Genomic DNA, 17,830 nt, shown 5'->3' on the forward strand with positions numbered 1-17,830 from the left:
TTACGTATCAGTTCTTCTCGAAGCGGAAGCCCACGCCGCGCACGGTGGCGATGTAGCGGGGGTTGGCCGCGTCGTCGCCCAGCTTCTTGCGCAGCCAGGAGATGTGCATGTCGAGGGTCTTGGTCGAGGACCACCAGGTGGTGTCCCAGACCTCGCGCATCAGCTGGTCGCGGGTGACGACCCGGCCGGCGTCGCGCACCAGGACCCGCAGCAGGTCGAACTCCTTGGCGGTGAGCTGGAGCTCCTCCTCGCCCATCCAGGCGCGGTGCGACTCGACGTCGATGCGCACGCCGTGGGTGGCGGGCGGCTGCTGGGGTTCGGCGGCGCCGCGCCGCAGCAGGGCCCGGACCCGGGCGAGCAGCTCGGCGAGGCGGAAGGGTTTGGTGACGTAGTCGTCGGCGCCCGCGTCGAGGCCGACGACGGTGTCCACCTCGTCGGCGCGCGCGGTCAGGATGAGGATCGGCACGGCGTGGCCCTCGGAACGCAGCCGGCGGGCGACCTCCAGGCCGTCCATGCCGGGCAGGCCCAGGTCCAGCACGACGAGGTCCACCCCGCCCTGCATCCCGGCGTCGAGCGCCGTGGGTCCGTCCTCACGCACCTCGACCTCGTACCCTTCCCGGCGCAGTGCGCGGGCCAGCGGCTCCGAGATGGACGCGTCGTCCTCGGCGAGCAGTACACGGGTCATGAGCCGATGGTAGTCCGCCCGGAGCAACGCCCGAGGTGAGATCGGTGCGGGGCGTTCTTACCCGGCTCACCCGGCGGGGCGGCCGGGCGGGGGCGGCACGAGGCGCGGCACGAGGCGCGGCAGGAGGAGCGGCATCCTTCGTCAGACCTTGGAATGTAGTATTCCGGTTCCGTCACTCCCTGTGAGACGCATCTCAAGTCCTTCCATACCGGCCAGTACTCTGCCTTATGGTGGGTTAACGCCTGAAGCACCACAGGGACCTCTCGGCATCTCTCGCAAGCTCTTGACGCCGGGGGGCCTTTTTGTGTGCGGGCCGGCCGACGGCCGGTCTCGAAAGGAATGACCTGTGGCCGGGCCTCACAGCGCAGAGCCGCGCGCGAGGCGTGGATCCCGGTGGTCACCGTCCGCCGTCCCGTGATCCGGGGCGGACTCCCCGTAGGCGTGGGGTGGACGGCTTCGTACCGCCGGTGCCGGCCTGCCCCCCACCGGGCGCGCATCGCCTCAGTGAGCGCGTCCCGACCAGCAAGGATCGACCATGGCGTCCAGCCTGACGAAGGACTCGGTCACCCCGGGCACCCCCGGAGACGAGAAGACCTTCTTCGGCCACCCGAGGGGACTGGCCACCCTCTTCATGACCGAGATGTGGGAGCGTTTCTCCTACTACGGCATGAGGGCACTGCTCCCGCTGTACCTGGTGGCCCCCGGCGGTCTCGGCATGAACGCCGGCACCGCCACCGCGATCTACTCGGTGTACCTCTCGCTGGTGTACCTGCTCACGATGCCGGGCGGCTGGTTCGGTGACCGTGTCTGGGGCCCCCGCAAGACCGTCGCCGTCGCGGGCGGCATCATCATGCTGGGCCACCTCACGCTGGCCCTGCCCTCCTCCGGCACGTTCTTCGCCGGTCTCGGCCTGGTCGCGATCGGCTCCGGTCTGCTGAAGGCCAACATCTCCACGATGGTCGGCCAGCTCTACGACGGCCCGGACGACCCGCGCCGCGACGGCGGCTTCACCGTCTTCTACATGGGCATCAACCTCGGCGCCTTCGTCGCGCCGCTGGTCATCGGCACCATCGGTGAGAACGTCAACTGGCACCTGGGCTTCGCGCTGGCCGCGGTCGGCATGGCGGTCGGTGTCGCGCAGTTCCTGATCGGCAGCCGCCACCTGGCCCCGCACTCCAGCGTCGTCCCGAAGCCGCTGTCCACCGCCGAGAAGACCTCGACGCTGCGCAAGGCCGCGTTCTGGGCCGCCGTCGCGGTCGTCTTCTACGCGATCGTCGGCTTCTCCGGCCACTACACGCTGAACTGGATACTGGTCCCGCTGACCCTGCTCGGCGTGATCATCCCGATCCTGGTGCTGACCCGGATCAAGCGCGACAAGGAGCTGGACCGCTCCGAGCAGTCGAAGATGTCCGCGTACATCTGGTTCTTCATCGCCGCGGCCGTCTTCTGGATGATCTACGACCAGGGCGGTTCGACCCTGTCGATCTTCGCCGACTCCTCGGCCGAGAACAGCGTCCTGGGCTGGTCGTTCCCGGTCTCCTGGTACCAGTCGGTCAACCCGGTCATCATCATGGCGCTGGCCCCGGTCTTCGCTACGGCCTGGCTGGCGCTGGCCCGGCGCGGCAAGGAGCCGAGCACGATCGTGAAGTTCGCCTTCGGCCTGATCCTGGTCGGCGCGTCCTTCTTCCTCTTCCTCGCCCCGCTGGCGATCGCGGACGGCGGGCACAAGGCCGCGGCGCTGTGGCTGGTCGCGATCTACTTCGTCCAGACCTGCGGTGAGCTGCTGCTCTCCCCGGTCGGCCTGTCGGTGACGACGAAGATGGCGCCGGCGAAGTACGCCTCGCAGATGATGGGCGTCTGGTTCCTGGCCGTCACCGCCGGTGACGCGACCACGGGTCTGCTGTCCATCGCCGGCGTCGACCTGAACAAGACCGGCATCGTGGCCGCGGAGGCCACCCTCGCGGTGGTCGCGGGTCTCGCGGTGTGGATGTACCGCAAGCGCGTCAAGGCGCTCATGGGCGACATCCGCTGAGCCGGGCCCCGCGGTCGTAGTCCGCGGACCATACGGTACGGAGGGTCATCGCGTCCTGGGGGACGCGGTGGCCCTCCGGCGTTGCTCGGGGCCCGGGGGCGCTGCTCGGGGTCCCGGTGGCGCGTGGAAGCGTCAGGAGGGTGCGAGGGTCCCGTCAGGGGCGTGCGTGCACGGGGTGTCACGCGCCGCCCCTCGGGTCGTACCGGAGGGGCCGACGCTCGGGAACGCCGGAGGGCGCGAGGAGACCGGCAGGCCGGGAAGGCCGGGTGAGAGAAGGGACGGCGGCGGAGTCGTCGGCTACGCGGGGGCGGCCAGTTCCGCCCAGACGGTCTTGCCCGCGACGCCGGGGGACCGTACTACCCCCCAGTCCAGGCAGAGCCGCTGCACGATGAACATGCCGTGGCCGCCGGGGCGTCCGGCACGGTGCGGTGTGCGGGGCTCCGGCTGGCCCGTGCCCCGGTCGGAGACCTCCAGGCGGACCACCTTGCGGTCGCAGCTGATCCAGAGTTCGTCGGGTCCCTCGGCGTGCAGGCACGCGTTGGTGACCAGCTCGGAGACGACCAGCAGGACGTCCTCGGCGGCGGCGCGCCGGTCGGCCGAATCGGCCGGCAGCCAGCCCCACGCGTACAGCGCCTGGCGGGTGAAGTCGCGGGCGAGCGGTACGACCCCGCTCTCCCCGTCGAAGCTCAGCCTGCGGGCCTGTCGGCCTGCGGCGGCAGCGGATGCCCCGGTCACGGGCACGCCTCCCTCGGACGCCCCGGAAGCGCCGCTGTGCTCCGGACCGCGGTCGCCCGGCGAGTAGGGCCGGGTGGTGCTCATCAGCGCTTCACCTCACCGATTCACCAATTCATCATTCAACGTCGTACACAGTCAGATCGGACGGAGTCGGGTCGTACACAGGATGTCTCCTGCCCGACCGGGCCGACAGAACACCCCTGTATTCGGCAGGAAACACAGGAAGGGGCGAAATCACCGGTCACAGGGGTCGCGCGCCGTCCCGTCGCCGGCTCCGCGCGGGGGTCAGGTCTCGTCCGCCAACGCCTGCTCAAGGGTGTCGTGGACGGTGAACACCGCGTCCGCCCCGGTGATTTCGAATACCCGTGCGACCACGGGCTGCATGCCGACCAGATGTACGCCACCCCCCGCGGCCTCCGCCTTCAGCCGCGCGCCGAGCAGGACGTTGAGTCCCGTGGAGTCACAGAACTCCAGGCGCGAGCAGTCGACGACCAGCCGACCGAATCCCTTGTCCAGGCAGTCGTCCAGTGGCTCACGCAACAGATCGGCGGTGTGGTGATCGAGCTCACCCGCCGGGGTCACGACGGCACTGGGGCCCTCTTCCCGCACCTCGACCAGAAGCCGGCCCGACTGTGCGCTGCCGACCGTCCCGCGGTCCATGCCGTCTCTTTCCTCCGACGTCGTGGCTGCTTGCTGACGCCCCCGAACACTACGCCTTCCTCGCGCTCTTCGACACCCGAACTTCCGCACAGAAACGGACATACCCGCACATAAAGCACTTGCGAAGGCCTTGGTGAAGCCGGTAGGGCTAGTAAGAACACAACCGACACGGCCGGCTTTGGAGGCGCCGCACACCGCAGTGCACGTACTGGCTTCGGCAGCCGTATGCCGAGAACGATGGAGGACATCATGTCACCCCGGCTCGACGGATCGCGTACCCAGAAAGCGACGTCGACACCCCCTCCGGAACATCTGGATCCCATCGAGCACTTCGAGACGGGCGTCGAGCACGACGACGCCCTCGCCGGGCTTCCGGACATCCCCGCCTTCGAAGAGGTCGCCCCGGCGGACGCGCGGGCGCTGTCCAAGACCCTCTTCGAGCGCCTGGAATCACTGGAGGAAGGCACACACGAGCACGCGTACGTACGCAACACGCTCGTCGAGCTCAACCTCGCCCTGGTCAAGTTCGCCGCCTCCCGCTTCCGCTCCCGCAGCGAGCCGATGGAGGACATCATCCAGGTCGGCACGATCGGCCTGATCAAGGCGATCGACCGCTTCGAACTCTCCCGGGGCGTCGAGTTCCCCACGTTCGCCATGCCGACGATCATCGGCGAGATCAAACGATTCTTCCGTGACACCTCCTGGTCCGTGCGGGTCCCGCGCCGCCTCCAGGAACTCCGTCTCGACCTCGCCAAGGCCGGTGACGAACTGGCCCAGCAGCTCGACCGCTCGCCCACGGTCTCCGAACTGGCCGAGCGCCTCGGACTGACCAACGACGAGGTCGTCGAGGGCATGGCGGCCTCCAACGCCTACACCGCCGCCTCGCTGGACGCCCAGCCCGAGGAGGACGACGCCGAGGGCGCGCTCGCGGACCGCATCGGCTACGAGGACCACGGTCTTGAGGGCATCGAGTACGTCGAGTCGCTGAAGCCGCTCATAGCCGAGCTGCCCTCGCGCGACCGCAGGATCCTCTCGCTGCGGTTCGTCGCGGGCATGACCCAGTCGGAGATAGGCGAGGAACTGGGCATCTCCCAGATGCACGTCTCCCGGCTGCTGTCGCGGACGCTGGTGCGGCTGCGCAAGGGACTGACGGTCGAGGACTGACGGTCGAGGACCGACCGTCGAGGACCGACCGTACGGAACGGGCCCCGTACACATCCCCTGTGGTGTGTACGGGGCCCGTTCCGTTCAGACCACGCGTTCGCCCCGTCGCCACACCCCCGCGACCAGCGGCACCCCCGGCCGGTAGGCCAGGTGCACATGGCTCGGCGCGTCGAGGAGCACCAGGTCCGCACGGGCGCCGGGCGCGATCCGGCCGACGTCGTCGCGGCGCAGGGCCGCCGCGCCGCCCGCCGTGGCCGACCAGACCGCCTCGTCCGGGGTCATCCCCATGTCGCGCACCGCGAGCGCGACGCAGAAGGGGACGGAGGAGGTGAAGGACGAGCCGGGGTTGCAGTCGGTGGAGAGCGCGACGGTGGCGCCCGCGTCGAGCAGGCGGCGCGCGTCCGGCCACTCGGCGCGCGTGGAGAACTCCGCGCCGGGCAGCAGCGTGGCGACCGTACGGCCGCCGGCGAGGGCGTCCACGTCGGCGTCGGTGAGGTGGGTGCAGTGGTCGGCGCTGGCGGCGTCGAGTTCCACGGCGAGCCGGACGCCGGGGCCGTACGAGAGCTGGTTGGCGTGGACGCGGGGGCGCAGGCCCTTCTCCCTGCCCGCCGTGAGGACCGCGCGGGCCTGGTCGCCGTCGAAGGCGCCCCGTTCGCAGAAGACGTCGATCCAGCGGGCGTGCGGGGCGCAGGCGTCGAGCATCTCGCCGGTGACGAGGGCGACGTAGGCGGCCGGGTCGTCGGCGTGCTCCGGGGCGACGATGTGGGCGCCGAGGAAGGTGACCTCGTCGGTGTGGCGGGCGGCGATCCGCAGGGCCCGCTCCTCGTCGGCGACGGTGAGGCCGTACCCCGACTTGGTCTCGAAGGTCGTGGTGCCCTGGCGGAGGGCCTCGGCCAGATAGCGGGTGAGACCCGCCTCCAGCTCCGCGTCGGTCGCGGCGCGGGTGGCGGCGACGGTGGTGCGGATGCCGCCCGCGCCGTAGGGGCGGCCGGACATGCGGGCGTTGAACTCCTCGGTGCGGTCGCCCGCGAAGAGCAGGTGGGAGTGGGAGTCGACGAAGCCGGGCAGGACGGCCCGGCCGCCGGCGTCGACCCGGTTGTCAGTGGCGGGTGCTTTGCTTGATTCACCGGTCCACACGATGCGGTCGCCCTCGATGACGACGGCCGCGTCCCGGACCGGGCCGAGCGGTGACGTGTCGCGGAGGGAGGGGTCGTTGGTGATCAGCGTGGCGATGTTCGTGATGACGGTGCTGGTCGCGGTGGTGGGGGCGGTGGTGCTGCTCATGGCGGCCTCGTCGCGGTCTGTCGGTGGCGGTGTCGTCAGGCGCGCAGGGCTCCGGCGGCCCGCGCCAGTGCTTCGGGCACGTCGGGTACGAGGGTGTGGGCCCCGTCGCGCACGACGTGCCGCCCGTCGACGACCGTGTGCCGTACGTCCGCCGCGGTCGCCGCGAATACGGCCGTCTCGGCGCCGAGCCTGGGCAGCGGCCCCGCCGTCCTGACCGAGTCCAGGGCGATGGTCGTCAGGTCGGCGCGGGCGCCGGCCTCGATGACGCCCGTGTCCTCCCAGCCGAGCGCCGCGTGGCCGTCGGCGGTGGCGGCGCGCAGCAGGGCGCTGACCGTCCAGTGGCCGCGGGTGCGGGTGCGCAGCCGCTCGTTCAGCTCCAGGGCGCGTGCCTCTTCGAGCAGGTCGATCACGGCGTGGCTGTCGGAGCCGAGGCTGAGCGGTGAGCCGGCCTTCTGCAGGGCGGCGGCGGGTCCGATGCCGTCGGCGAGGTCCCGTTCGGTCGTCGGGCACATGCAGGTGCCGGTGGACGTGGAGCCGATGAGGGCGATGTCCTCGTCGGTGAGGTGGGTGCTGTGGACGGCGGTGGTGCGCGGTCCGAGGACGCCGTGGTCGGCGAGGAGGCGGGCCGGGGTGCGGCCGTGCGCCTCGTGGCAGGCGTCGTTCTCGGCGGTCTGCTCGGACAGGTGGACGTGGAGCGGCGCCCGGCGCTCCCGCGCCCACCGCGCCACGGTCGCCAACTGCTCGGCGGGCACCGCCCGTACGGAGTGGACGGCGGCCCCGATCCTCGCGTGGTCCCGTTCCTTGAGAACTGAACAGCGTTCGGCCCAGGCGTCCGCGGTCCCGTCGGAGAAGCGGAGCTGCTGGGCGGTGGGCGGGCGGCCGAAGCCCGCGGAGAGGTAGCAGGTGTCGAGCAGGGTGATGCGGATCCCCGCGTCGGCGGCGGCCTCGACGAGCGCTTCCCCCATGGTGTTGGGGTCGGCGTAGGGGGTGCCGCCGGGCGCGTGGTGGACGTAGTGGAACTCGCCGACGGTGGTGACGCCGGCGAGGGCCATCTCGGCGTACACGGCCCGCGCGAGCCCGTAGTAGGTGTCGGGGGTGAGCCGGTCGGCGACGGAGTACATCACCTCGCGCCAGGTCCAGAAGGTGCCGGAGCCGACCTGGACGGTGGAGCGCAGGGCGCGGTGGAAGGCGTGGCTGTGGGCGTTGGCGAGGCCGGGGAGGGTGAGGCCGCGGAGGATCTCGGCGCCGGGCGGCGGGGCCGGGGTGTCGTCGCGGACGGCGGTGACGCGGCCGTCGGCCACGTCGACGGCGACGCCCGGCTCGACGTGGGTGCCGAGCCAGGCGTGTTCGAGCCAGTAGGTCCGCGTCGGCCGGGCGGGCCGGGAGGTGTCGCTCACGTGCAGGCCAGTCCTTCCAGTACGTCGGCGAGGGCCGCGACGCCGGCGACGCAGTCGTCCTCCGCCGCGGACTCCGCCGGGGAGTGCGAGACGCCGGTCGGGTTGCGCACGAACAGCATGGCGGTCGGGAGGCGTCCGGAGAGGATTCCGGCGTCGTGTCCGGCACCGGTACCCAGGACGGGCACGGTCAGTTCGGTGGCGCGGCCGAGGATGCGGGCGAGTTCGTCGCGCAGGGCGTGGTCGAACTCGACGACGGGGGTGAAGGACTCGCGGACGACGGTCAGGTCGACGCCGTGGGCGCGGGCGTGGTCGCGGGCGGCCTCCTCGACGCCGGCGACCACGGCGTCCAGGCTCCCCTGGCCGGCGGCGCGGGCGTCCAGCCAGCCGCTGACCAGGGAGGGGACGGCGTTGACGCCGCCCGGTTCGACGCGCACCCTGCCGAAGGTCGCGACGGCGTCGGCGAGGGCGGCCTCGCGGCGGGCGGCGAGGACGGTCTCGGCGTAGGGGAGCATCGGGTCACGCCGGTCGGCGAGGCGGGTGGTGCCGGCGTGGTTGGCCTCGCCGCGGAAGTCGAACCGCCAGCGTCCGTGCGGGCGGATCGCGGAGGCGATGCCGACGCGGTCGCCGGTGAGGTCGAGGGCGCGGCCCTGCTCGACGTGGAGTTCGACGAAGGCGCCGATGCGGTCGAGGCGCCCGGGGTCGGGGCCGAGGGCGTCGGGGTCGTACCCGGCGGCCTCCATGGCGCGCGGAAGGGTGACGCCGTCGGCGTCGGCCAGGCGGTGGGCCTGCTCGGCGGTGAGCTGTCCGGCGGTGAGCCGGGAGCCGACGCAGGCGAGTCCGAACCGGGCGCCCTCCTCGTCGCCGAAGTTGACGATGGAGAGGGGGCGGGTGAACCGGGCGTCGCGGGCGCGGAGTTCGTCCAGGGCGGCGAAGGCGGACACGATGCCGAGGGGGCCGTCGAAGGCGCCGCCGTCGGGTACGGAGTCGAGGTGGGAGCCGGTGACGACGGCGTTCCCGGCGGCGGGGTCGCCGAGCCAGGCCCACTGGTTGCCGTTGCGGTCGGTCTCCAGGGCGAGCCCGCGGGTCTCGGCCTGCTGCCGGAACCAGGCCCGGCAGTCGGTGTCGGCGCCGGTCCAGGCGAAGCGGCGGTAGCCGCCGGAGTCCGCGGCGCGGCCGATGGGCAGCAGCTCCGCCCACATGCTGTGGAAACTCACGCGTCGCCGCCCTGCCCGGCTTCCCGCGCGGGACCGTCCTGGCCGGCTTCCCGCGCGGGACTGTCCTGGCCGGCTTCCCGCACGGGACCGTCCTGGCCGGGTTCTCGCATGGGTACGCGTACGTGCCGCTCGGCGGCGACCGCCTCGGCGGCGTCGTATCCGGCGTCGACGTGGCGGATGACGCCCATGCCGGGGTCGTTGGTGAGCACGCGGCGGATCTTCTCCCCGGCGAGGGCGGTGCCGTCGGCGACGGTGACCTGTCCGGCGTGCAGGGAGCGGCCCATGCCGACGCCGCCGCCGTGGTGGACGGAGACCCAGGAGGCGCCGGAGGCGACGTTGACCATGGCGTTGAGCAGCGGCCAGTCGGCGATCGCGTCGGAGCCGTCGAGCATCGCCTCGGTCTCGCGGTAGGGGGAGGCGACGGAACCGCAGTCGAGGTGGTCGCGGCCGATGACGACCGGCGCGGCCAGTTCGCCGCTCGCGACCATGTCGTTGAACCGTTCACCGGCCTTGTCGCGTTCGCCGTAGCCGAGCCAGCAGATGCGGGCGGGCAGGCCCTGGAAGCGGACCCGCTCCCCCGCCAGCCTGATCCACCGGGCGAGGGACTCGTTCTCGGGGAACAGGTCGAGGATCGCCCGGTCGGTCCGCGCGATGTCGGCGGGGTCGCCGGAGAGGGCCGCCCAGCGGAAGGGGCCCTTGCCCTCGCAGAAGAGGGGGCGGATGTAGGCGGGGACGAAGCCGGGGAAGTCGAAGGCCCGGTCGTAGCCGGCCAGTCGCGCCTCGCCGCGGATCGAGTTGCCGTAGTCGAAGACCTCGGCGCCGGCATCCTGGAAGCCGACCATGGCCTCGACGTGCCGGGCCATGGACTCGCGGGCGCGGGTGGTGAACCCGGCCGGGTCGGCCGCGGCGGCGTCGGCCATGGACTCGAAGGCCGTCCCCGCCGGGAGGTAGGCCAGCGGGTCGTGGGCGGAGGTCTGGTCGGTGACGATGTCGACCGGCGCGCCCATGGCCAGGAGCCGGGGGACGACCTCGGCGGCGTTGCCGAGGAGTCCGACGGAGAGCGGACGGCGGGCGTCGCGGGCCTCGGTGGCCAGCTTCAGGGCGTGGTCCAGGCCGTCGGCCCGGACGTCGAGGTAGCGGTGCTCGATACGGCGGTCGATGGCGCGCGGGTCGCAGTCGACGCAGAGGACGACGCCGTCGTTCATGGTGACGGCGAGCGGCTGGGCGCCGCCCATGCCGCCGAGGCCGGCGGTGAGGGTGATCGTGCCGGCCAGCGTTCCGCCGAACTTCTTGGCGGCGACGGCGGCGAAGGTCTCGTAGGTGCCCTGGAGGATGCCCTGGGTGCCGATGTAGATCCAGGAACCGGCGGTCATCTGCCCGTACATGGTCAGCCCGAGCGCCTCCAGGCGGCGGAACTCCTCCCAGGTGGCCCAGTCGCCGACGAGGTTGGAGTTGGCGATGAGGACGCGCGGCGCCCACTCGTGGGTCTGCATGACGCCGACGGGCCGTCCGGACTGGACCAGCATGGTCTCGTCCCGCTTGAGCGTCGTCAGGGTGCGGACCATGGCGTCGAAGGAGCGCCAGTCGCGGGCCGCCTTGCCGGTGCCGCCGTAGACGACGAGCCGGTCGGGGTGCTCGGCGACCTCGGGGTCGAGGTTGTTCTGGAGCATGCGCAGGGCGGCCTCCTGCTGCCATCCCAGTGCGCTCGGCCGTGTCCCGCGCGGCGCACGGACGGTACGGGGTCCTGACATGGCTGCCTCCCGGGGTTACCAGATCCATTCACATACTCACGACCTGAATAGGGCTAGTCAATACGCCGTGCGGTCCGCCTGCGGGACCCGTTGATGTTTGGCTGGACGGCATGGACGGCATGGACGGCATGGGCGACATGCACGAGGACGGCGTACGGCGGGCGGCGCGGCGGGACGAGGCGGTACGGGCGGCGGTGGAGCGGGGGCTGCTCGGGCCCGGCGCTCCTGTGGTGGGGCTGCTGGACGCCACGGGCATCCGGGAGTCGGCGGCGGCGCTGCGGGAGGCGTTCGCGGCGGTGACGGCACCGGGCACGCCGGTACTGCACGCCTTCGCGGTGAAGGCGTGCCCGCTGGTGCCGGTGGTGCGGCTGCTGCGGGACGAGGGCATCGGGGCGGAGGTGGCCAGCCCGGGTGAGCTGGCGCTGGCGCGGGCGGCGGGGGTCCCGGCGGAGCACACGGTGCTGGACTCGCCGGCCAAGACGGTGGAGGAGCTGCGCGAGGCGCTCGCGCTGGGCGTGGCCGTCAACGTCGACAACCCGCAGGAGCTGGAGCGCGTCGACGGTCTGACGCGGTCGGCGCGGCCCTCCTCGCCGCTCGGCGTCCGGGTCAATCCGCAGGTCGGCGGCGGCTCCATCGAGGCGCTCTCCACGGCGACGGCGACCTCGAAGTTCGGGGTGGCGCTGCGGGACGAGGGGGCGCGGGAGTGGGTGGTGCGGGCGTTCGCGGACCGGCCGTGGCTGACCCGGCTGCATGTGCACAGCGGGTCGCAGGGGATTCCGCCGGCCCGGATGGCCGAGGGGGTGGCGGTGGTGCACGCGCTGGCCGAGGAGATCAACGCGCGCGTCGGGCGGCGGCAGGTCGACACCGTCGACATCGGCGGCGGGCTGCCGGTGAACTTCGCCTCGGAGGCGACGGCGCCGACGTACGCGGAGTACGCGCGGGCGCTGCGGGAGGCGGTGCCGGGGCTGTTCGACGGGCGGTACGGGCTGGTGACGGAGTTCGGGCGGTCACTCCTGGCCGAGCAGGGGACGGTGGTGGCGCGGGTCGAGTACGCCAAGAGCGCGGGCGGGCGGCGGGTGGCCGTCACCCACGCGGGCGTGCAGGTGGCGACACGGACCGTGTACGCGCCGGAGGCGTGGCCGCTGCGGATCGCCGCGTACGACCGCGCCGGGCGGCGCAAGGAGGGGGCGCCGGTGGTGCAGGACGTGGCGGGGCCGGCCTGTTTCGCGGGGGACCTGCTGGCGACGGGGCGGTCCCTGCCCTTGCTGGAGCAGGGGGACTACGCGGCGGCGCTGGACACGGGGGCGTACTGCTTCGCCCACCACTACGCGTACAACTCGCTGGCGCGGCCGGCGGTGTACGGGTTCGTACCGGGGCGCGGGCCCGGGGGTGTCACCTTCGCGGTGGTGCGTCCGGCGCAGACGGCGGGGGAGATCGTCGCGGAGGCGGGTGGGGCGTACGCCGAGGCGTTGACGGTCGTGCCGGGGCACGAGGGGTGACACTTCGGGTGCGGGGCGCGTCGTGGCTGGTCGCGCAGTTCCCCGCGCCCTTTGCGGGGCGCCATCGCCCCCGGGGCCCGGACAGCGCCCCGTCAGGGGCGCGGGGAACTGCGCGCTCAGCCACGACGCGCCCGCACTTCACCCGCAAGGGCACCGCCCCAGGGGCGCGGGGAACTGCGCGACCAGCCACAGCGCACCCCGCACCCCGCACCCGGATACCAGCCGACCCCCCGGGGTCAGACCACCGCTGCCGTCCGCTTGCGGGCGCCCCCAGGGGCGGCATCCCCCGCCGCGATCCCCGTACCCCGGTACGCCCTGACCCCCTTGCCCGCGGGCCGGCCCCCATCCCGGCCGAGCCAGTCGACCCGTACCCAGAGCAGCGCGTCCCCCACCCGCTCCCGCCGCCCGAGCCAGGCCGCCTTGAGCCGCAGCCCCGCACCGCAGCCGGCCAGCAGCATCCCGCCCGCCGCGGGCACCGCGAACGCGGACCCCACCGCCGCGAGGAACGCGAGCAGCAGCCACCACCGGTGCCCCCGGCGCCAGTTCCGCGAGGTCACCGCCCGGTCCTGGAGCACGTCGTGCTTGCCGGCGCGGGCCGCGGACGAGGCCAGCAGCACGTACCTCTTGCGGCGTACGTACGCCACCACGGCGGCCGCGACGATGAAGAGCGCCGCCCCGGCCAGTACACCGATCCGGCGCCCGGTCACCCCCGGCACCAGGACGCCGACGCCCGCCGCGACCACGCCCAGCCACCACAGGGGCGCCGCACCCGCCCGTACGACGACCGCCACCCGGGCCAGCCCTTGTCCTCCGCGCGCCACGTCAGCCTCCCGTGCACCGTCTGCCGAATCTCCGAGGGAAGCCCGCAGGCTAACGACGGAAGGTGAGACGAGTCTGAGAGCGCCCCGTCACTCGGCGCCTCGCGTCACTCGACGAACAGCCCCCGCGCCGCCGCGTGCGCGTCGAACTCCTCCAGCCGCGCCTGGGCGTCCGGCAGGTCGTCGCACATCGCCTCCAGCAGCACCCGCCCCAGCAGCATCGGCGCACAGGCCGTGTCGAAGGCGAGGCCCGTGCCGACGGCCGCGGGCAGCAGCAGGTCGGAGACCTTGGCGACGGGCGCGAAGGCGGAGTCGGCGACGGTGACGACGGTCAGTCCGGCCTCCTTCGCGGCCGTCAGGGCGTCGACGACCTCCCGGGGATGGCGCGGCAGCGCGAAGCAGAGCAGCGTGCTCGCCCCGGCCCGCACGGCGCCGTCGATGCGGTCGCGGACCATGGTGCCGCCCTCGCCGAGGAGCCGGACGTCGGGATGGACCTTGGCGGCGAAGTAGGCGAACCCCTGCGCCTGGGCGGCGGCGGCCCGCAGCCCGAGGACGAGGAGGGGGCGGCTCCCGGCGAGGAGCCGCCCGGCCCGGCGGACGGGGCGGGGGTCGGCCAGTACCTCGGCGAGGTGGCGCAGGTTCTCGATCTCGGCCTCGACGGCCTGCTGGTAGGCGTTGCTCGCCCCGCTGTCCGCGGCCGGTGCGGCGGGGGTGACCTCGCGCAGGTGGCGGCGGAGATCGGGGTAGCCGTCGAAGCCCAGGGCGACGGCGAAGCGGGTCACGGAGGGCTGGCTGACGCCGGCCAGCTCGGCCAGTTCGACGCTGGACAGGAACGGCACGTCGGCGGCGCGCCGCACCATGCTGTGGGCGATGCGCCGCTGGGTCGGGGTCAGCCGGTGGCCCTCGAACAGCGCCTGCAGCCGCGCGGCCGGGCTGTCGGTCACACCCATGACGTGCTCCCCCTCCAGGTCTTCGTCCCGGGAGGTTACAACGGCGTCCTCGCGGCATCCTCCCGGCGGCCCCCGGCCGAAGACGGGGGCTAACCCCAGTGTCACGGGCGCGCCGGCTTCGTAGCGTGGGCTCCATGACGGGAATGGACGCGCGCGACGCCGACCTGAAGAAGGAACTCGACGCGACCCTGCACGCCCGCAGGGAGCTGGGCGAGGAGTACGACTCCGCGCTGGTCGAGTCGTTCCTGGAGAAGGTGGACCAGCGGCTCGACGGCGCGGTGGAGCGCCGGGTGCGCCGGCAGCTGGCCGAGCAGCGGATGACGTCGGCCCGGGACGCGAGGGGCCCGAAGCCCACGGACACCTGGGGGGAGCGGTTCGGCTTCGGCATCGTCTCGCTGGTGCTGGCCATTCCCCTGTCCGCGATCGGCGGCGGTGTGGCCGACCTGCCGGGACTGCTGGTGGCCTGGACGGGCATCGTCGGCGTCAACGTCGTACAGGCCGCCCGCACCACACCGGGTCTGTTCCGCCGGCGCCAGGACAGGGACGACTGACCGGCCGTGCCGGCGGCAGGACAGGGACGACTGGCCGGTCGTACGCGGGAAGAGTCATGCGCGGGGACCGCCGCACCCCCGTTGCCGGGGGGCGGGACGACGGCGGTCCCCGCGAGGGACGCGCCACCGGGTCAAGACCGGTACGCGCGTCCTGGCGTCCATGGAGGTCCGGGAGCCGCTCCGGAGGTCCTTGGCGCCGTACGGTGCCGGCCGCTGCGGGGAGCCGCTCCCGAGCCGCCGACAACCACCAATGTGCCCGACCCGTGTTAAGCGTGTGCTGCGTGAACGTGACACGCGCGTACCAGTTCGAAGAGGTTCGGCACCGTGCGGTCACCGCGGGTTCGCCGTCGTCACGGCCGGTTCACCGCGGGTTGGCCGCTACTTTCCCGTCACGGCCAGGAAGGCCAGCAGGTCCTGACGGCTCACCACTCCGGTCGGTTTGCCCTCGACCAGCACGATGGCCGCGTCGGCCGCGCCGAGCACCGTCATCAGGTCCGCGACCGGCTCGCCCGAGCCGACCTGCGGCAGCGGCGCCGACATGTGCTTCTCCAGCGGGTCGTCCAGCGAGGCGCGCTGGGTGAACAGGGCGTCGAGCAGTTCCCGTTCGACGACCGAGCCGACGACCTCGGCGGCCATCACGTCGGGGTGGCCCGCGCCGGGCTTGACGATCGGCATCTGCGAGACGCCGTACTCGCGGAGCACCTCGATGGCCTCGCCGACCGTCTCGTCGGGGTGCATGTGGACGAGGGAGGGGATGGCGTGGCCCTCCTTGTGGTTCAGCACGTCGCCGACGCGGGCGCTCGGGCCGGAGTCGTCCAGGAAGCCGTAGTCGGCCATCCACTCGTCGTTGAAGATCTTCGAGAGGTAGCCGCGGCCGCTGTCCGGCAGCAGGACCACGACCACGTCGTCCTCGGTCAGCCGCTCGGCGACGCGCAGCGCCGCGACGACGGCCATGCCGCAGGAGCCGCCCACCAGCAGGCCCTCCTCCTTGGCAAGGCGGCGGGTCATCTGGAAGGAGTCCTTGTCGGAGACGGCGACGATCTCGTCGGCGACCTCGCGGTCGTAGGCGGTGGGCCAGAAGTCCTCACCGACGCCCTCGACGAGGTACGGGCGGCCCGAGCCGCCGGAGTAGACCGAGCCCTCGGGGTCGGCGCCGATCACCCGGACGCGGCCCTCACTGGCGTCCTTGAGGTAGCGGCCGGTGCCGGAGATGGTGCCGCCGGTGCCGACGCCGGTGACGAAGTGGGTGATCCTGCCCTCCGTCTGCTCCCACAGCTCGGGACCGGTGGAGTGGTAGTGGGAGAGCGGGTTGTTGGGGTTGGAGTACTGGTCGGGCTTCCAGGCGCCGGGCGTCTCGCGGACCAGCCGGTCGGAGACGTTGTAGTAGGAGTCCGGGTGTTCCGGGTCCACGGCGGTGGGGCAGACGACGACCTCGGCGCCGTACGCGCGCAGTACGTTGATCTTGTCGGTGGACACCTTGTCCGGGCAGACGAACACGCACTTGTAGCCCTTCTGCTGGGCCACGATCGCCAGGCCGACGCCCGTGTTGCCGCTGGTCGGCTCGACGATCGTGCCGCCGGGCCGCAGCTCGCCGCTCTGCTCGGCCGCCTCGATCATGCGCAGGGCGATGCGGTCCTTGACCGAGCCGCCCGGGTTGAAGTACTCCACCTTGGCCAGGACGGTCGCCCTGATGCCCTCGGTCACGCTGTTGAGCCTCACCAGCGGGGTGTTGCCGACGAGACTGATCATCGAGTCGTGAAATTGCACCGTTGTCTCCGGATGCCGCAAAAAGTTCGTGAATGTGGTCGTGTTCGTTCCGCCGGCCAGCCTATGGCCTGCCGTTCCCGGGTGGCTCCGTGACGGTCGTTCACTCCCCGTTGAGATTGGGCGACGGTCCGTACGGGGCAAGCAGTGGATGTACGGCTTTAGGAGGTGGCGGCGACGCATGACGAGCATGTCGAGGGCGAGGGTGGCCCGGCGGATCGCGGCCGGCGCGGCATACGGCGGCGGCGGGATCGGACTGGCCGGGGCGGCCACGGTGGGAGTGCTGCTGGCGGAGGTGCAGCTGGCCCGGCGGCGGGTGGGCAACGGCACCCCGTCGCGGGTGCCGAACGCGGAGGGACTCTACGGCGGGACGCTCCCGCCGGGCGGCGAGCCGCCGCTGCGCCTGGTGATGCTGGGCGACTCCACCGCGGCGGGCCAGGGCGTGCACCGGGCCGGACAGACGCCGGGCGCACTGCTGGCGGCCGGGCTCGCGGCGGTCGCCGAGAGCCCGGTGGAGCTGCGGTCGGTGGCGGTGCCGGGGGCCCGGTCGGACGACCTGGACCGGCAGGTGGCGGTGGTGCTGGCGGACGCGGTGCGGGTGCCGGACGTCTGCGTGATCATGATCGGCGCCAATGACGTGACCCACCGGATGCCGGCGACCCGGTCGGTGCGGCACCTGGCGGGAGCGGTGCGGCGGCTGCGCACGGCCGGCGCGGAGGTGGTGGTCGGGACCTGTCCCGACCTGGGCACGATCGAGCCGGTGCGGCAGCCGCTGCGGTGGCTGGCCCGGCGGACGTCCCGGCAGCTGGCCGCGGCGCAGACGATCGGGGTGGTGGAGCAGGGCGGGCGCACGGTGTCGCTGGGCGACCTGCTGGGACCGGAGTTCGCGCAGAACCCGCGGGAGATGTTCGGCCCCGACAACTACCACCCCTCCGCGGACGGTTACGCGACCGCCGCGATGGCGGTGCTGCCGACGGTGTGCGCGGCGCTCGGGCTGTGGCCCGCGGACGAGGAGCGTCCCGACGTCTCCCGCCGCGAGGGCTTCCTGCCGGTGGCGCGGGCGGCGGCCGAGGCCGCCTCCGAAGCGGGTACGGAGGTCGCGGCGGCGATGCCGACGGGGCCCCGGGGGCCGTGGGCGCTGCTCAAGCGGCGCAGGCGCCGCAGGGTGGCGGAGACGGAGCCGGAGCACTCGGCGCAGCCGTCCTGAACGGAACCGGCCGGCGACCTCAGGACGGAACCGGCCGGTGCCCTCAGGACGGAACCGGCCGGCGACCCCTACCGCAGAAAGCAAGCGCTTAGTAAATTGCGGTCAGGGTCACACCGCCG

General features: G+C 72.9%; 15 protein-coding genes. 5 read left to right on the plus strand and 10 right to left on the minus strand.

What is annotated here, in order from left to right; genetic code table 11:
- Positions 1–7 precede the first annotated feature (7 nt).
- Positions 8–685 carry a response regulator transcription factor gene (locus UW392_RS48010; protein ID WP_320781680.1) on the minus strand — a complete coding sequence of 226 codons (678 nt, stop codon included), beginning with the start codon at positions 683–685 and terminating at the stop codon, positions 8–10.
- A 535-nt stretch (positions 686–1,220) separates the two neighbouring features.
- On the opposite strand from UW392_RS48010, the gene UW392_RS48015 reads away from it, so the two are divergent.
- Positions 1,221–2,717, plus strand: a complete 1,497-nt coding sequence (locus tag UW392_RS48015) for an oligopeptide:H+ symporter (protein WP_320781681.1) — start codon at positions 1,221–1,223, stop codon at positions 2,715–2,717.
- A 297-nt stretch (positions 2,718–3,014) separates the two neighbouring features.
- On the opposite strand, the gene UW392_RS48020 is transcribed toward UW392_RS48015, so the two are convergent.
- Together UW392_RS48020 and UW392_RS48025 are read right to left on the minus strand one after the other, a co-directional pair.
- Positions 3,015–3,536 carry an ATP-binding protein gene (locus UW392_RS48020; RefSeq protein ID WP_320781682.1) on the minus strand — a complete coding sequence of 174 codons (522 nt, stop codon included), beginning with the start codon at positions 3,534–3,536 and terminating at the stop codon, positions 3,015–3,017.
- A gap of 201 nt (positions 3,537–3,737) precedes the next feature.
- Positions 3,738–4,112 (minus strand): STAS domain-containing protein, encoded by a 375-nt coding sequence (locus UW392_RS48025; protein ID WP_320781683.1) that lies wholly within the window; start codon positions 4,110–4,112, stop codon positions 3,738–3,740.
- 237 nt (positions 4,113–4,349) lie between these two features.
- On the opposite strand from UW392_RS48025, the gene UW392_RS48030 reads away from it, so the two are divergent.
- The gene (locus UW392_RS48030; protein ID WP_320781684.1) at positions 4,350–5,276 is read left to right on the plus strand and encodes an RNA polymerase sigma factor SigF; all 927 of its coding nucleotides are present in this window, start codon (positions 4,350–4,352) and stop codon (positions 5,274–5,276) included.
- Positions 5,277–5,360: 84 nt separating this feature from the next.
- Here the strand turns inward: UW392_RS48030 and hutI are convergent, their stop codons facing one another.
- From hutI to hutU, 4 genes are read right to left on the minus strand one after another with little or no spacing between them, the layout of a single operon-like run.
- A complete protein-coding gene (hutI, locus tag UW392_RS48035; RefSeq protein WP_320781685.1) occupies positions 5,361–6,560 on the minus strand; it encodes an imidazolonepropionase in 1,200 nt (399 codons plus the stop codon).
- Positions 6,561–6,595: 35 nt separating this feature from the next.
- Positions 6,596–7,957 (minus strand): formimidoylglutamate deiminase, encoded by a 1,362-nt coding sequence (locus UW392_RS48040; protein WP_320781686.1) that lies wholly within the window; start codon positions 7,955–7,957, stop codon positions 6,596–6,598.
- Positions 7,954–9,171 carry an allantoate amidohydrolase gene (locus tag UW392_RS48045; RefSeq protein ID WP_320781687.1) on the minus strand — a complete coding sequence of 406 codons (1,218 nt, stop codon included), beginning with the start codon at positions 9,169–9,171 and terminating at the stop codon, positions 7,954–7,956. Before UW392_RS48045 ends, UW392_RS48040 begins: the two co-directional genes overlap by 4 nt.
- On the minus strand, positions 9,168–10,922 hold the full coding sequence (gene hutU / locus UW392_RS48050; protein ID WP_320781688.1) for a urocanate hydratase: 1,755 nt from the start codon (positions 10,920–10,922) through the stop codon (positions 9,168–9,170). Before hutU ends, UW392_RS48045 begins: the two co-directional genes overlap by 4 nt.
- Before the next feature lie 110 nt (positions 10,923–11,032).
- Here hutU and UW392_RS48055 point away from each other — a divergent pair, with 110 nt between their 5' ends.
- Positions 11,033–12,421, plus strand: coding sequence for a diaminopimelate decarboxylase (locus UW392_RS48055; RefSeq protein WP_320781689.1), 1,389 nt, complete (start codon positions 11,033–11,035; stop codon positions 12,419–12,421).
- Positions 12,422–12,657: 236 nt separating this feature from the next.
- Here UW392_RS48055 and UW392_RS48060 read toward each other — a convergent pair whose 3' ends face one another.
- Positions 12,658–13,242, minus strand: coding sequence for a hypothetical protein (locus tag UW392_RS48060; protein ID WP_320781690.1), 585 nt, complete (start codon positions 13,240–13,242; stop codon positions 12,658–12,660).
- A 104-nt stretch (positions 13,243–13,346) separates the two neighbouring features.
- Positions 13,347–14,189: a MurR/RpiR family transcriptional regulator gene (locus UW392_RS48065; RefSeq protein WP_320781691.1), complete on the minus strand. Its 843-nt coding sequence runs from the start codon at positions 14,187–14,189 to the stop codon at positions 13,347–13,349.
- A 143-nt stretch (positions 14,190–14,332) separates the two neighbouring features.
- On the opposite strand from UW392_RS48065, the gene UW392_RS48070 reads away from it, so the two are divergent.
- On the plus strand, positions 14,333–14,740 hold the full coding sequence (locus UW392_RS48070) for a hypothetical protein (protein ID WP_320781710.1): 408 nt from the start codon (positions 14,333–14,335) through the stop codon (positions 14,738–14,740).
- 378 nt (positions 14,741–15,118) lie between these two features.
- On the opposite strand, the gene UW392_RS48075 is transcribed toward UW392_RS48070, so the two are convergent.
- Positions 15,119–16,507 (minus strand): cystathionine beta-synthase, encoded by a 1,389-nt coding sequence (locus tag UW392_RS48075; protein WP_320781692.1) that lies wholly within the window; start codon positions 16,505–16,507, stop codon positions 15,119–15,121.
- 178 nt (positions 16,508–16,685) lie between these two features.
- Between UW392_RS48075 and UW392_RS48080 the strand changes: the two genes are divergently transcribed.
- Positions 16,686–17,711: an SGNH/GDSL hydrolase family protein gene (locus UW392_RS48080; protein ID WP_320781693.1), complete on the plus strand. Its 1,026-nt coding sequence runs from the start codon at positions 16,686–16,688 to the stop codon at positions 17,709–17,711.
- Positions 17,712–17,830: the final 119 nt, after the last annotated feature.

This window comes from Streptomyces sp. CRN 30 (assembly GCF_034105845.1).

What these genes read in the sequence shown, in the direction of transcription:
- UW392_RS48065 (WP_320781691.1), bottom strand. Translation starts at nt 14,189, where the DNA reads ATGGGTGTGACCGACAGCCCGGCCGCGCGGCTGCAGGCGCTGTTCGAG.
- UW392_RS48010 (WP_320781680.1), bottom strand. Translation starts at nt 685, where the DNA reads ATGACCCGTGTACTGCTCGCCGAGGACGACGCGTCCATCTCGGAGCCG.
- UW392_RS48025 (WP_320781683.1), bottom strand. Translation starts at nt 4,112, where the DNA reads ATGGACCGCGGGACGGTCGGCAGCGCACAGTCGGGCCGGCTTCTGGTC.
- UW392_RS48055 (WP_320781689.1), top strand. Translation starts at nt 11,033, where the DNA reads ATGGACGGCATGGACGGCATGGGCGACATGCACGAGGACGGCGTACGG.
- hutU (WP_320781688.1), bottom strand. Translation starts at nt 10,922, where the DNA reads ATGTCAGGACCCCGTACCGTCCGTGCGCCGCGCGGGACACGGCCGAGC.
- UW392_RS48030 (WP_320781684.1), top strand. Translation starts at nt 4,350, where the DNA reads ATGGAGGACATCATGTCACCCCGGCTCGACGGATCGCGTACCCAGAAA.
- UW392_RS48070 (WP_320781710.1), top strand. Translation starts at nt 14,333, where the DNA reads ATGGACGCGCGCGACGCCGACCTGAAGAAGGAACTCGACGCGACCCTG.
- UW392_RS48080 (WP_320781693.1), top strand. Translation starts at nt 16,686, where the DNA reads ATGACGAGCATGTCGAGGGCGAGGGTGGCCCGGCGGATCGCGGCCGGC.
- hutI (WP_320781685.1), bottom strand. Translation starts at nt 6,560, where the DNA reads ATGAGCAGCACCACCGCCCCCACCACCGCGACCAGCACCGTCATCACG.
- UW392_RS48015 (WP_320781681.1), top strand. Translation starts at nt 1,221, where the DNA reads ATGGCGTCCAGCCTGACGAAGGACTCGGTCACCCCGGGCACCCCCGGA.
- UW392_RS48020 (WP_320781682.1), bottom strand. Translation starts at nt 3,536, where the DNA reads ATGAGCACCACCCGGCCCTACTCGCCGGGCGACCGCGGTCCGGAGCAC.